Origin of the sequence: Pseudescherichia sp., assembly GCF_031979925.1 — a bacterium.
Lineage (GTDB): Bacteria > Pseudomonadota > Gammaproteobacteria > Enterobacterales > Enterobacteriaceae > Pseudescherichia.
The window spans coordinates 131,215-143,742 of sequence record NZ_DALZFB010000005.1 but is presented as its reverse complement, the minus strand read 5'-3'; the positions used below and the strand labels follow the sequence as shown (position 1 = coordinate 143,742).

The 12,528-nt window shown below is 54.9% G+C and carries 14 protein-coding genes; 8 read left to right on the top strand and 6 right to left on the bottom strand.

Going from position 1 to position 12,528, the window contains the following annotated elements; all coding sequences use genetic code 11:
• Positions 1-219 precede the first annotated feature (219 nt).
• A complete protein-coding gene (locus tag RTM13_RS10975) occupies positions 220-483 on the bottom strand; it encodes a hypothetical protein (protein ID WP_312212058.1) in 264 nt (87 codons plus the stop codon).
• A 238-nt stretch (positions 484-721) separates the two neighbouring features.
• On the opposite strand from RTM13_RS10975, the gene RTM13_RS10970 reads away from it, so the two are divergent.
• A complete protein-coding gene (locus RTM13_RS10970) occupies positions 722-1,123 on the top strand; it encodes a hypothetical protein (RefSeq protein ID WP_312212057.1) in 402 nt (133 codons plus the stop codon).
• Here the strand turns inward: RTM13_RS10970 and RTM13_RS10965 are convergent.
• Positions 1,120-1,500, bottom strand: a complete 381-nt coding sequence (locus tag RTM13_RS10965; protein WP_312212056.1) for a helix-turn-helix domain-containing protein — start codon at positions 1,498-1,500, stop codon at positions 1,120-1,122. The genes RTM13_RS10970 and RTM13_RS10965 overlap by 4 nt on opposite strands.
• A 111-nt stretch (positions 1,501-1,611) precedes the next feature.
• On the opposite strand from RTM13_RS10965, the gene RTM13_RS10960 reads away from it, so the two are divergent.
• The 3 genes from RTM13_RS10960 (at position 1,612) to RTM13_RS10950 (ending at position 3,424) form a co-directional block, all read left to right on the top strand.
• A complete protein-coding gene (locus RTM13_RS10960) occupies positions 1,612-2,661 on the top strand; it encodes an NAD(P)-dependent alcohol dehydrogenase (protein WP_312212055.1) in 1,050 nt (349 codons plus the stop codon).
• A gap of 111 nt (positions 2,662-2,772) precedes the next feature.
• Positions 2,773-3,063, top strand: a complete 291-nt coding sequence (locus tag RTM13_RS10955) for a DUF6516 family protein (protein WP_312212054.1) — start codon at positions 2,773-2,775, stop codon at positions 3,061-3,063.
• A 1-nt stretch (position 3,064) separates the two neighbouring features.
• A complete protein-coding gene (locus RTM13_RS10950; protein WP_312212053.1) occupies positions 3,065-3,424 on the top strand; it encodes a glycosyl transferase family 1 in 360 nt (119 codons plus the stop codon).
• Between the two features lie 89 nt (positions 3,425-3,513).
• Here RTM13_RS10950 and RTM13_RS10945 read toward each other — a convergent pair whose 3' ends face one another.
• Complete coding sequence (locus RTM13_RS10945) at positions 3,514-4,563, bottom strand: NAD(P)-dependent alcohol dehydrogenase (protein ID WP_312212052.1); 1,050 nt, start codon at positions 4,561-4,563, stop codon at positions 3,514-3,516.
• Positions 4,564-4,693: 130 nt separating this feature from the next.
• Here RTM13_RS10945 and RTM13_RS10940 point away from each other — a divergent pair, with 130 nt between their 5' ends.
• The 3 genes from RTM13_RS10940 to RTM13_RS10930 all read left to right on the top strand — a co-directional run bounded on the left by RTM13_RS10940 (position 4,694) and on the right by RTM13_RS10930 (position 7,341).
• Positions 4,694-5,446 (top strand): PD-(D/E)XK nuclease family protein, encoded by a 753-nt coding sequence (locus RTM13_RS10940; protein WP_312212051.1) that lies wholly within the window; start codon positions 4,694-4,696, stop codon positions 5,444-5,446.
• Positions 5,447-5,457: 11 nt separating this feature from the next.
• The gene (locus tag RTM13_RS10935) at positions 5,458-6,096 is read left to right on the top strand and encodes a hypothetical protein (RefSeq protein WP_312212050.1); all 639 of its coding nucleotides are present in this window, start codon (positions 5,458-5,460) and stop codon (positions 6,094-6,096) included.
• A gap of 75 nt (positions 6,097-6,171) precedes the next feature.
• Positions 6,172-7,341 (top strand): DNA repair protein, encoded by a 1,170-nt coding sequence (locus RTM13_RS10930; RefSeq protein ID WP_312212049.1) that lies wholly within the window; start codon positions 6,172-6,174, stop codon positions 7,339-7,341.
• A gap of 5 nt (positions 7,342-7,346) precedes the next feature.
• Here RTM13_RS10930 and RTM13_RS10925 read toward each other — a convergent pair whose 3' ends face one another.
• On the bottom strand, positions 7,347-8,117 hold the full coding sequence (locus RTM13_RS10925) for a siderophore-interacting protein (RefSeq protein WP_312212048.1): 771 nt from the start codon (positions 8,115-8,117) through the stop codon (positions 7,347-7,349).
• 173 nt (positions 8,118-8,290) lie between these two features.
• Here RTM13_RS10925 and RTM13_RS10920 point away from each other — a divergent pair, with 173 nt between their 5' ends.
• Positions 8,291-8,806, top strand: a complete 516-nt coding sequence (locus RTM13_RS10920) for a PadR family transcriptional regulator (protein WP_312212047.1) — start codon at positions 8,291-8,293, stop codon at positions 8,804-8,806.
• On the opposite strand, the gene RTM13_RS10915 is transcribed toward RTM13_RS10920, so the two are convergent.
• Positions 8,803-10,365, bottom strand: coding sequence for a methyl-accepting chemotaxis protein (locus RTM13_RS10915; RefSeq protein ID WP_312212046.1), 1,563 nt, complete (start codon positions 10,363-10,365; stop codon positions 8,803-8,805). The genes RTM13_RS10920 and RTM13_RS10915 overlap by 4 nt on opposite strands.
• 254 nt (positions 10,366-10,619) lie before the next feature.
• On the bottom strand, positions 10,620-12,140 hold the full coding sequence (locus RTM13_RS10910; RefSeq protein ID WP_312212045.1) for a methyl-accepting chemotaxis protein: 1,521 nt from the start codon (positions 12,138-12,140) through the stop codon (positions 10,620-10,622).
• Positions 12,141-12,528 lie beyond the last annotated feature (388 nt).

Below are 12,528 nucleotides of genomic sequence, written 5' to 3'. Positions count from 1 at the left end.
TTCTAGCCGCTCGTTAAAGCCACCATAATTCATTGTTTCTTGAGCTAGGCTTTTACACTTCAGTTACCACACATTTTTTTTCTACTTCATCCAGAGCCGTCAGCGTTAGAAAAAACGTCTTCTTGGGGATAAGCTACGCTGTAGTTCACCAGTACGGGCGTACTGGCCCGATTAGTGGTAAAAAAGAGTCATCCTGCAGCTCATGTACGCCTTTCCCCTTTAAGTATTCCGGACTAACCAAACCACCTTCTTCCCGATAAAAAAAGCCGCAGCGGCTGCCACCGCGTTAAACACGATGTACATTGTGAAATAATTATCTTCTAAGCGGTCAGGGTAAGGCTCCCATTTCTCTGTCGGGATATAATTCATCAGGTTTGTAACGGTATACTTCACACTTTCAGCAAGCGGGTCGAATATCCCTGAGCATATCAACAAGAAAGTGATAGCTAAGAACGTCATCAGGCGCAACGTCCACTTAGTCATCCTTGACATCGTAGGTAGCGTTAGAGAGCCATACATACGTAGAAACAGGTATTCTGTTTTCCTTTGAGTGAGTTAGTTTCTCTATATTTTTACGCCTGTATGGCGCTTTGTATTAAACTAAAAATGCTATTTCCGCTTAGATATTTTTCTAAGTAAGAGTATGATTGTTTTTTACTTATAATTACGAAGAAGCTGTAACAGTAACAGGTCAAAACATGGATAAAGGCCGGAATTGAATATGCAAAAACAGCGGGTTTTTAAAAAACGTTACATTCTCATACCCATTTTATTGTTCCTCATATGGTTAGGATGGATTGTTTTTTTCATGACCTTCCCGGTTGAGCATGAGTTATACAAAAAAGTTAAAATTAACAACGCACTAAACCTTTACGTTACCCAAGCTAGCGCAGGTGCAATGACATCGTTTTCCTATCATTATTATCTGTATGATGCCAAAAAGAGCGATGCCGATTTTATGGATCATGTAAAAAGTGAAACTGCGTTTATGGTAACCAATGATGACAAAGCCATAACGGAGGTAAAAGATGGACAGCTTTACCTGCGCGTGCATGGCAACGTCTACTCATTCAGGAACGTGAGTGATAGCGTCGGGATTTACCTCAATGCCTCACCCTACTAAGCGTCAGACTGCAAATTCTTCTCCATCTCATCCAGCGCCGCCTGATTCTCCAGCCCCCACTGGTACATCTGCTCTATCGGCTCGGCAAAGGTCTTGCCCAGCGCGGTCAGTCGGTAATCCACTTTCGGCGGAATAACGTCATAAACATGCCGGGCGATGAGGCCGCGCTGCTCCAGCTCTTTCAGCGTTTGAAACAGCATCTTCTTGGAGATGCCCTCCAGGCTGCGCTGTAGCTCCCCGGTGCGGGCGCGCTCGCCAGGCCAGTGATAAAGGGCATGCAGCACCATCGTGCTCCATTTGACGGAGAAGAGATCCATCAGGCGTCGTGGAGGCGAGTCCGCATAAAACATCAGCTTGCCGTCTACCCATGCAGGCATAATGAACTCTCCGGTTTATGGTCACCATTTGGTGACTACTATCAATACAGAACCAACTTTATTAAAGTCTGCCGCCTTCCTTGAATAAAAGCACCCTATTTCAGAGGCACGATGAAAATTAATGCATTAGTCGCGACGGACGCGGCACAACCCCTCTCCAGCGGCCAGATTGCGCTGCGCCCGCTGCAACAGCAGGACGTGAAGATTGAGATCCTCTACTGCGGCGTCTGCCACTCCGATCTGCATATGGCACGTAACGAGTGGGCGGTGAGCCGCTATCCGCTGGTGCCGGGCCATGAGATCGTTGGCCGCATCGTCGAGACCGGCACAGGGGTCGATAAGTTTAAAGCGGGTGATATCGTTGGCGTCGGCGTGATGGTTGACTCCTGCCGCGAGTGCCACTTCTGCAAGCAGCAGGAGGAGCAGTACTGCGAGGCGGGCTTCACGGCGACCTATAACGGCATCGATAAATATACCGGGGAGAGCACCTGGGGCGGCTATGCGCAGAACGTGGTAGTCGACCAGGATTTCGTGGTCTCCGTGCCGCAGCACCTGCCCCTGTCGGGCGTGGCACCGATGCTCTGCGCGGGCGTGACGGTCTGGTCTCCGCTGCGTCACTACAACGTTCAGGCTGGCATGCGCGTTGGCGTCGTCGGCCTTGGCGGTCTGGGTCACATGGCCGTTAAGCTGGCAAGCGCGCTGGGTGCGGAAGTAACTCTGTTTACCACCTCCCCGGAAAAAGGTGAGGATGCCCGCCGCCTCGGTGCGCGTCACGTGGTGGTCTCCCGCGATGCCGTACAGATGGCAGCAGCCCAAACCACGCTGGATCTCATTATCGACTGCGTGGCTGCCCCGCACGATCTCGATCCCTATCTGGCCACGTTGAAAACCAACGGTCGGCTGGTGCTGGTGGGCATTCCCGATCGTCCACACCTGTCACCTAACGTCACGCCGATGGTGTTCCGCCGCTTGAGCATTAGCGGCTCGTCGATCGGTAGCATCAAGGAAACTCAGGAGATGCTGGATTTCTGCGGCAAGCACAATATTACCGCCGATGTAGAGATGATTGCAGGGGAAGAGATCGAAACAGCCTTTGCACGCATGCTGAAAGGCGACGTGAAGTACCGGTTCGTGATCGATATGCAGCGAACCCGCTGGTAACGATTATCCTGGCATTTTGATAAGCAGGATGCGCTGATGAGAGTCTGTTGTAATCATTGACAACAGACCTTCTTGTTGTAATAATTTACAACACGCATGGAGAGCGATTGAATGTCAGCAAAACTGTATAAGAAATTTACACGTTATCTGGATGAAAATGCATATATACAAGTGCTTATATGGGAAGTCGATCCAGCCATTTTAGGAAGCAAACATGGTTTTAAGTACAGCATGGCCTATGTAGTCTCTGGTACTTGTGTGATGCGTTACGATAACGAGCGCGGCAAAGGCGATCATAAACACATTGGCGTTCATGAGTTCAATACGACCTTTATAAGTATCGACGGGCTGTTTGCTGATTTCCTTTCAGACGTCGAAACCATCCGTAAAGAGAAGGCATAACATGAAAACCGTAACGATTAAAATCGAAGCTATGAAAGATTTTTCGGCGGACGTGATGTCTGCTTTGAACGCAGCAGCAGCGGGGGAACGAGGCGCGGGTGATGATGTGATTTCGTTTCCTTCATGGGAGGTGATGCATAAGACATTATCGCCCAACAGAATGGGAATATTACTCGCTATGGCTGGCTTCGGTGAAATGACGATCCGCGACATTGCTGCTCGGGTAGGTCGCGATATCAAAGGCGTCCATACGGATGTTACCGCCCTGCTGAATAATGGCTTACTGGAGAAAGGCGTTCGCGGCACGCTGTTTCCCTATGATGCGATCCATTTTGATTTTACTATCAGCGCCGCTGCTTAAAGAGATAAACGTACTGCCGCCCTCCACCACTTCAGAAGGCGACCTCTGCCGGGTGGCGCTGCGCTTACCCGGCCTACGTGTTCCGCGCGTTACCCGGCCAGCGTAGCGCTGTCGATGACGAAGCGGTACTTCACATCGCCTTTGATCATGCGCTCCCAGGCCTCGTTGATCTCATCGGCGCGGATCATCTCAATATCGGCCACGATCCCGTGCTCGGCACAGAAATCGAGCATCTCCTGAGTTTCCGGGATACCGCCGATCATCGAGCCGGCAATCGAGCGGCGCTTCATGATCAGGCTAAAGACTTCCGGGGACGGATGCGGGGTAGCCGGTGCGCCCACCAGGGTCATGGTGCCGTCACGCTTCAGTAAGGCGGTGAAGGCGTCGAGGTTGTGCGGCGCGGCCACGGTGTTGAGGATAAAATCAAAGCTCTTGGTATGGGCCTGCATCTCTTCCGGGTTGCGGGAGACGACAACTTCATCCGCACCCAGCGCTTTTGCTGCTTCACGCTTGGACTCGGAGGTGGTGAATGCCACCACGTGTGCGCCCATCGCGTGCGCAATCTTGATCCCCATATGACCCAGCCCGCCGATGCCGACCACGCCCACTTTTTTACCTGGGCCAGCCTGCCAGTGACGCAGCGGTGAATAGGTGGTGATCCCGGCGCAGAGCAGCGGCGCAACGGCAGCCAGCTGCTCTTCAGGATGATGGATGCGCAGCACGTAGCGCTCATGAACCACGATCTGCTGTGAATAACCACCAAGGGTGTGGCCTGGCGCATCTGCCGTCGGACCGTTATAGGTGCCTACCATATGGTCGCAGTAGTTCTCCAGCCCTTCCTCACAATCTTCGCAGTGCTTACAGCTGTCAACGATACAGCCTACGCCCACCAGATCGCCCTCTTTATGCCCGGTGACCTCTGAGCCGACGGCAGCAACGCGGCCAACGATCTCATGACCTGGCACGCAGGGAAACAGCGTCCCGGCCCACTCGGCGCGAGCCTGGTGTACGTCCGAGTGGCAAACCCCGCAGTACGCGATGGCAATCTGCACGTCGTGCGGGCCTGGCTCGCGACGACTGATGTCCATCGGCTCGAGCGCCTGTGCGGCGGATAGTGCACCAATTGCTTTAATTTTCATGGTAATAGCCTCTAACGGAAGTAGACAGCGGTGAATGAGGTGAATTAAGGAATTTGTGTCGCTAAAAATTCTACACGGCTGGCATAATCTAGCCAGTCAATCACGCTTAATACGCTTATGAGTTCGATTCATGAATGATAGCCCCCTGTCCCTCGCCGCGTGGCTGCCGCAATTTTTTGCCCAGTGGCCGCGTCAGGCGCTGGATACCCAGCCTAAGGCGTTGCCCACCGTTGCAGTAGACGCCCAGCAGCTTAGCGCCCTTATGACTGAGATGGAGCAGCCTTTTGCCGCCCTGCGGCATGGGACTTTTACCTTCGATCCGTGGGAGGTGGCGAAGCTTGGCCGTAATGAGATACGCAACAGCGCCGTGCTCGCCTGGCTGCTCGATCCACACGGCAACCACGGCTTTGGCGATTTGCCGTTAAAAGCGCTGCTCAGCGCCGTGCGGGAGTGCGACAAAGCAAACTTCCCGGAGAACTTCACCCGCTACTGTCGCGTAAACGTTGAGAAGTACCCCACCGGGGATGCAACCAACCGTGTTGATATCGAGATCGATGCCGATAACTTCTTCATGCTGATCGAAGTGAAGATAGACGCTTACGAGCAAAAAGATCAAATTAGCCGCTACATCGGCGAGGCGAAAAAACGCGCTGGTGAGCAGCCCTGGGCAGTAGTTTATTTAACCCCGCAGGGGCGCGTGCCGCTCAGCGCGGGTGAAGAGACCGACGTGCCCTGCCTCTCCTGGCATCATCTGGCTAGCGTGTTGACTCAGGCGATGGAACCCACCCGACGGCAAATTTTTGCCGCAATGGAGGCCTCCCCTACGCGGCAGATGGCAGCCCATGCGGCTTTTTGTTTCCTTGAACGTATGCGTCAATTTTAACAGGAATAGGTATGTCCCCCCTCAATAACGAAGAGCGCCAGGCAGGCACCCTCCTGCTTTCCCAGTTTAAGATGTTTAACGAAGCCGCTGTCTACTTCGAGCAGCATATCGACCCGGCCATTTGGAAAGGAATCGACCTCTGTGCCAGCGAATTCATCAAGAAAAAAAGCTGGGGCGGGGAAGCTGACTACGCCAGGTCTGGTGTTTTCTGGTTAGCGCCAGATGAATGGAAGATTAACGACACAGACTACAAATATTTTTACGAGAGTTTCTGTGTTCGCAGCGATAAAGATGACTATGAGCTGGCGCTGCTCACCGGTTGTCGCGGAGAGGAGGCGCAGTTCGGCTTTCGCTTTCATCCTTCAAAGACCATTTTTGGCTCTTACAAAAATCTTAGGGCGATGGCCAGCAATATTGACCAGGCCTCTCGCATCGCCTTAAACGATTTGAATTTTAAAGATTTAGGTACAGGCGCATTCTTCCTGCCGGTCACGCTCGACCTCAGCATGATGGCCGAATGCTGGCAGGAGAACGGCGAGTTCCCACCCGATCATGAACTCTTTACCCCGCTGCGCAGCGCGCTGGAGACCCTGGAAGAAGCCGTCCCGATTTTTGATGCTATTTTTGCCGCGGCGAATGATAATCTCTAGCGAAACGGTACTATTTCCTGTTCTCTTAACAACAACTACGCTTGAGTCAACTACCCAGGCGCACAGCGAAACGCCATGAACAAACCTATCAAACGGCTTGAGATCATAAAAAACGCCATTGAGCTGGAGGATGAGGTCATCATCCATAGCCAGCTTGGCTGGCTGCAAAGCAACGCTCAGGATCCTGAGCTGGCGGTTATCGTTGCGGCGCTGGAGCAGAAAAACTACTCCGCGGCGTTACAGGCTATCGCCGCCTGGCTACAGAGTCAGCGGGCGGTGACCCAGTGGCACGATCCGCAGGTAGCGGCCAGCAAGCTGGAGCTGAAGGCGCTGGAGGAGCAGATGCGGGAGCTGATCGATAAGCGCAACGCCCGCATTCAGATCCTCGACGACTTTAACGACAGCTATATGAAGCGTCTCGGGCCACTGATGACGCAGATCCTGCGCCTGCGTCAGGCCCTGGCGGAAGCCACGCTGCGCAGGCAGCAGGCGGAGGCCCGGCGGCGGGAGGCGGACTACCTGCGCTGCCAGCAGTATATGGCCCAGGCCGTTGAGGAGTTAACGTCATTGACCCAGCGCTGGCGCAGCCTGCCCGCCAGCTCGTCGCAGGCAGCGGATACTCGCCGTCGCGTGCAGCAGCAAAATGCCCTGATCGCCTCCCTGCTGGCCGAAGCCCAGGAGCTGGAAAAAGGACTCACCCGCGAGGAGGAGCCGGCCCGCCAGGCGCGGGACGAGGCACGTCAGGAGTATGAGGAGTACCAGGAGCAGCAGCACGATGCCCAGGCGCGGTTTAGCTTTGAGCAGAAGCTTTCGCAGGACGAGCGTCAGGAGTTGAAAAAGCTATGGCGGCAGGCCAGCAAGCTGTGCCATCCGGATCTGGTGGACGACGAGCTGAAAGACGAGGCTAACGCGATGATGGTTCAGCTTAACCAGGCCCGGCAGCGCGGCGACGTAGCCGCCGTCCGCTCGCTCTTTGCCCGCCTGCAGAAAGGGCTGGGGCCGCTGATGGCCAGCGACAGGCTCAACGACCTGACTCGTCTGCGGGCAAGGATCGCCGAAGTGAAGGCACACATCACCGGGTTGCTGGCGGAGCTTAGCAAGCTGGAGGGCGAAAGCGCCTGGCAGCTGGTCTCTTCCCTACAGGATCAGGAGGGGTACTTCGTCCAGCAGGAGAAGGCCCTGGCGGAGGTGTGCACCTCGCTGGAACGACAGGTCAGCGAGGCGCAGTATGACGCGGTGGCCTGACGCCGTTATTTATCGTGCCAGTAGGCGGCAGCGCGCACCAGCTGCGGATCGATAGCGTCAGTCTCAAACCGGCGGCTGACGTTTTTCACGACCTTTCCTTCTCCGGTGAGCCAGATAAAGTAGTCATCCTGCGGGACGCTAACCTGCGCCAGACGCTGGTCCAGCACCTCTTCGCTATGACCAACAATCCACTCGATGGCAAACTCATCCAGATGCGCCAGATAATCCTTATAGCGCTCGTCGCCGATGGTAACGATGGCCGTCACCTGTGGACGTACCGCCAGCTGGCGCAGCGTTTCCAGGCGGCGGCGCAGGGCCGGCATGCCGCTCTCGTCGCAGGCGTAGAGCTGCCAGGCGTAATCTTCCGGCACCACCAGTGAACCACGCGGCCCGCCGATGGTCAGGGTATCACCCACCTGCGCGTTCTCGGCCCAGCTGCTGGCGACGCCGCCGTCGTGGATGAAAAAGTCGAGGCTCAGCTCGCGACGGGCTTCGTCGTAGAGCGGCGTATAGTCCCGCGAGGCCGGGCGCACGCCGTCCCCCCAGACAATGCCCTCTTCCGTTACCGTCGGCGGCACAAATGGCTGGCCCGGTTCGGGGAAGAATACCTTAGTGTGATCGTCAAAGCCCCGGCTGCTAAAGCCCGCCAACGTCTCTCCCCCCAGCACGATGCGCTGGAAACCTGCGCCGATGCGCTCCACGCGCAGCACCGTCAGCTCGCGAAAGCGCAGCTCGTTGCGTACGCGCTGCGGATAACGTCGATCTTGTTTCGTCATGTTAGCCATCCAAAAGTAGAATACGATATATCTAAATAAATTTTAAATGATAATGATTGCTACTTAGCCAGAATGCAAGAATTTTTTTGATAGCGTTAGACAAGCAGCCATTCCGCCATGTAGACTTACTTTAGACATAATTTAGATATATCAATTTATGGAAGACTCTAACCATGCGCCATACCCATGAAGATCGTCCCCACCATCACAGCCACGGCGGACGCCGTCAGCGCTTCTTTGGCCACGGCGAGCTGCGGCTGGTGGTGTTAGATATCCTGACCCGCAACGCCAGCCACGGCTATGAACTGATCAAAGAGATCGAAAACTTGACCCAGGGTCACTACACCCCCAGCCCCGGCGTGATCTACCCGACCCTCGACTTCCTGCAGGAGCAGGCGTTCATTGAGATTAGCGAAGAGGAGAGCGGGCGTAAGAAGATTGCCATTACCGAGGCAGGCCAGCAGTGGCTGGAGGAGAATCAGGAGCATCTCCTGCATATTCAGGAGCGGATCAAAGCACGTGGCGTCGGGCACCAGCTGCGTAAAAATCCGCAGATGAAACGCGCCCTGGATAACTTCAAGGCCGTGCTGGATCTGAAGGTGAACCATGAAGAGATTAGCGCCGCCCAGCTGAAGCAGATCATCGGCGTGATCGACCGGGCGGCGTTGGAGATCTCCCAGATGGATTAAGCGGTCGCCTCTGCGCGATTGATGCGGAATACCTTGATTAGACCCTTCAGGTGCTGCGCCTGCTCGTTCAGCGACGCCGCTGCCGCCACGGACTCCTCCACCAGGCTGGAGTTCTGCTGGGTAGTGGCGTCGATCAGGCCGATGGCGCTGTTAATCTGCGAAATGCCCTCTGTCTGCTCATGGCTGGCATGGCCGATCTGCCGCAGGATGGTGTCCATCTCCTCGACGTTGCTCACCATACCGTTGATCAGCCCACCCGCTTTTTCCACCAGCGCCATGCCTTCCCGCGCCTGGGTCGTGGAGTCCTCGATTAGCTGGCGGATATCATTCGCTGACGAGGCGCTTTTCTGTGCCAGCTGACGGACTTCCCCGGCGACCACCGCAAAACCGCGCCCGTGTTCGCCTGCGCGTGCGGCTTCAACCGCCGCGTTGAGCGCCAGAATATTGGTCTGGAATGCGATAGCGTCAATCAGGTTGATGATGTCGGACATGCGGCTGGAGGTGTCATTGATGACGCGCATCTTCTCCGTCACCTGCTTCATCATCGCGCCGTTGTTTTTTACCACCGTCGCCGCGTCAGCGGAGAGCTGAGTCGCTTCGGTAGTATGGCTGGCGGTATTTTTCACCGTGGCGGTGATCTGCTCCATCGAGGCTGCGGTCTGCTCCACGGAACTGGCCTGCTCTTCGGTACGGGCCGCCAGATCCTGATTACCGGCAACGATCTGCGCGGCGGCGCTGGAGATATTCTCTGACCCAAACTGCACCTCCTGCACAATTTCCAGCAGGCGGGTCTTCATGGCCATCAGGGCATTCAGCAGCACGCCGGTCTCGTCCCGATGTTTAACGTCAATTGAGTGGGTGAGATCCCCGGCGGCAATCGCCTCCGCCAGATCCACCGCCTGCCGCAGCGGACGGGTAATGGCACGTACAATCAAGGTCCCCATCAGCACGGCAATACCGATGCTAAATACCGCCAGCAGGATCAGCATCAGGCGGTTAGTGTTGAAGTCGTTGTCGACCCGGTTACCTGCTTCACGCATTCGCGCATCCTGAATCGCGATCAGCTCCAGAACCTTCTGCGTATAGGCGTTCTGGATAGGCACGGTGGTGTTCATCATCTCCTGAACGGCCGCTTCCCGGTTGCCGACTTTTACCGCCTCTAAAATACGAAAGCGGGAGTCGAGGTACTGCTGCCGTATTCCGCGCAGCTCGGTGAGGATCTTCTGCGCCTGCGGCTCGTCGAGCTGTTTCGTCAGCAAGTCCAGCAGCACCGTGATTTCGCCGCTGATGGCGGTCAGCTGCTGCTGCATGCTTTCACTCCACTTCCCTTCGCTATCCAGCAGCATCAGCTGTTGGGTGCTGACGAAGGTCTGAAATCTTTCGATAAGGTGGTTGGCTTTTACCGTGGTGGGATAATCACTGTTCACGATAGTCTGCATGCCGTTATTTGCACGATTCAGGCTAAATAGTGAGAGGCAGGAACTTGCAACCATTAAGAGAATAAAGAACCCGAACGCCAGAAATAACTTTGTGCCGATCTTTACGTCATGTAAGAACATATATACTCCATCAAGGTGATTATCTCTATGACGATCACGTTATCGGTAACGGTTCCGCTAACTTTATGACTTTGATCGTTTTTATACTGGATAATTCCGATGATGGATAGGCGCAGGCTATTAATTGTGGATCATCGATCGTTATATGACCGCAAGTAGCACGATTTAACAAATAGATTAAAAATTAATTACACCATCGCAAAAAAAACCGCCTGATTGATAACAACCAGGCGGCTTCAAATAAAAGCAGCTAATTAATGCAGGACGGTAACGGCATCTTCCAGGCGGTTAGCGCGATGCTTAACCATCGCAGAGATCTGTGCGCTCTCCTCTACCAGCTCGGCATTTTTTTGCGTGATGCCGTCCAGCTCGGCCACCGCCCGGGTTAGCTCCGACAGCCCGGTAGCCTGCTCAGAGGTAGAGTGGCTGATCTGGGCAATCAGACGCGTCACGTTTTTCACCTGCTCCACGATATCATCCATGGTACGCCCGGCGGCGTGAACCTGATCCGCGCCGGACTGCACCTTACTGGCGCTGGCATCAATCAGCTTGCGGATATCATTCGCCGCGTTGGCGCTGCGGTTTGCCAGATGACGAACCTCCCCGGCCACCACGGCAAAGCCTTTGCCCTGCTCCCCGGCGCGGGCCGCCTCAACCGCTGCGTTGAGCGCCAGGATATTGGTCTGAAAAGCGATATCATTAATAAGCGAGGTGATAGAGCCGATACGCTGCGTGCTGTCGGCAATGTCATCCATGGTTTTCACCACCGTCTGCATCGCCTCCCCGCCTTCGCTCGCGGCCGTGCTGGCCTCCATCGATAGCTTATCGACTTCGGCAGCGGTTTCAGAGTTGCTCTGTACCGAGGCTGCCATCTGGTTCATGGTTGTCACGGTCTGCTGAACGTTGATGACCGTCTGGCGGGTGCGGTCGTTGAGATCTTCATTGCCCTGTGCCAGGCGATCGCTGCCGTTACGCACGCTGGCTACCTGACTGGAAATATCATTAATTAACCAGCGGCACATCAGGCCCAGCTGGCCGACCGCGCGCAGGGTGAGACCCAGCTCGTCGCTGCGGTTCAGATGATCGACGCTGTTCCGCTCGCCGGTGGCGACCTTCAGCGCCTGACGCGCCACGTTCTCTACTGGACGAACAATCTGCTGTTCAAACAACCATGTGCCGAGCAGCATCACCACCGCGCTGGCCGCCAGCGCGCTCCATCCGGCATGACTTAGGGTGAGCGAGGCCGCCATCAGCGCAAACAGCACCGCCATCACGCCACGGACCCGCCAGCGCAGCGGCATGGCTGGCAGTCTGCCGAGCCAGCACTTACGCACCACCAGACCTTTGTGGATGCGCTTGCTGCAACGCCCTTCATTCAGCGCCTTGTAGAGCGGCTCAACTGCAGCAATCTCTTCCGGCGTTGCCCGGTTACGGATCGACATATAGCCCGTTGTTTTGCCGTTACGCACCACCGGCACCGCGTTAGCCCGCACCCAGTAGTGATCGCCATTTTTACGGCGGTTTTTCACGATGCCGCTCCACGGCTCCCCCTGCTGGAGCGTGTACCACATATCAGCAAAGGCCGCTTTCGGCATGTCCGGATGGCGTACTATGTTGTGCGGCTGACCCAGCAGCTCGTTGAGCGTGTAGCCGCTCACCTGGACAAAGGTATCGTTAGTATGGGTCATGTAGCTTTGCAGATCGGTGGTCGACATCAGGGTGGTGTCATCATCCAGCAGATATTCGTTCTGGGTGACATTACGTTGAGAGGACATGGCGGGCATTCCTTGCAGGTGTTATATGTTAATTTTTTGGACTAATCTTTTTTCGGCGGTAAAAAATTTATCTTTAGTTGTTAAAACCGATCGCGATCGCAAAATGATGCTAAACCGCACTTTTTATACGCTTTTCTAATATATTGATTTAGAATACTTTCGCTGAGAAACTACCTAAAAAGGCTTATTCGACCTGCCCGCTTTTGCGGCATCTTCTGCACTAATCTGGTGCATATAATCACGTAAGCCCGCAAAATACCTCGTAAAAAGCCCAGCGGTTATCTACGGTTGACATAATTTGGCATGATTAAATTTTGTGCAGCCCTGTTTTGACCTGGCGTTTATCCCGATTTTTGCTACCCGTGCCGAAGTGGCGTAATCCCTGCAA

What these genes read in the sequence shown, in the direction of transcription:
- RTM13_RS10975 (WP_312212058.1), bottom strand. Translation starts at nt 483, where the DNA reads ATGACTAAGTGGACGTTGCGCCTGATGACGTTCTTAGCTATCACTTTC.
- RTM13_RS10970 (WP_312212057.1), top strand. Translation starts at nt 722, where the DNA reads ATGCAAAAACAGCGGGTTTTTAAAAAACGTTACATTCTCATACCCATT.
- RTM13_RS10965 (WP_312212056.1), bottom strand. Translation starts at nt 1,500, where the DNA reads ATGCCTGCATGGGTAGACGGCAAGCTGATGTTTTATGCGGACTCGCCT.
- RTM13_RS10960 (WP_312212055.1), top strand. Translation starts at nt 1,612, where the DNA reads ATGAAAATTAATGCATTAGTCGCGACGGACGCGGCACAACCCCTCTCC.
- RTM13_RS10955 (WP_312212054.1), top strand. Translation starts at nt 2,773, where the DNA reads ATGTCAGCAAAACTGTATAAGAAATTTACACGTTATCTGGATGAAAAT.
- RTM13_RS10950 (WP_312212053.1), top strand. Translation starts at nt 3,065, where the DNA reads ATGAAAACCGTAACGATTAAAATCGAAGCTATGAAAGATTTTTCGGCG.
- RTM13_RS10945 (WP_312212052.1), bottom strand. Translation starts at nt 4,563, where the DNA reads ATGAAAATTAAAGCAATTGGTGCACTATCCGCCGCACAGGCGCTCGAG.
- RTM13_RS10940 (WP_312212051.1), top strand. Translation starts at nt 4,694, where the DNA reads ATGAATGATAGCCCCCTGTCCCTCGCCGCGTGGCTGCCGCAATTTTTT.
- RTM13_RS10935 (WP_312212050.1), top strand. Translation starts at nt 5,458, where the DNA reads ATGTCCCCCCTCAATAACGAAGAGCGCCAGGCAGGCACCCTCCTGCTT.
- RTM13_RS10930 (WP_312212049.1), top strand. Translation starts at nt 6,172, where the DNA reads ATGAACAAACCTATCAAACGGCTTGAGATCATAAAAAACGCCATTGAG.
- RTM13_RS10925 (WP_312212048.1), bottom strand. Translation starts at nt 8,117, where the DNA reads ATGACGAAACAAGATCGACGTTATCCGCAGCGCGTACGCAACGAGCTG.
- RTM13_RS10920 (WP_312212047.1), top strand. Translation starts at nt 8,291, where the DNA reads ATGCGCCATACCCATGAAGATCGTCCCCACCATCACAGCCACGGCGGA.
- RTM13_RS10915 (WP_312212046.1), bottom strand. Translation starts at nt 10,365, where the DNA reads ATGTTCTTACATGACGTAAAGATCGGCACAAAGTTATTTCTGGCGTTC.
- RTM13_RS10910 (WP_312212045.1), bottom strand. Translation starts at nt 12,140, where the DNA reads ATGTCCTCTCAACGTAATGTCACCCAGAACGAATATCTGCTGGATGAT.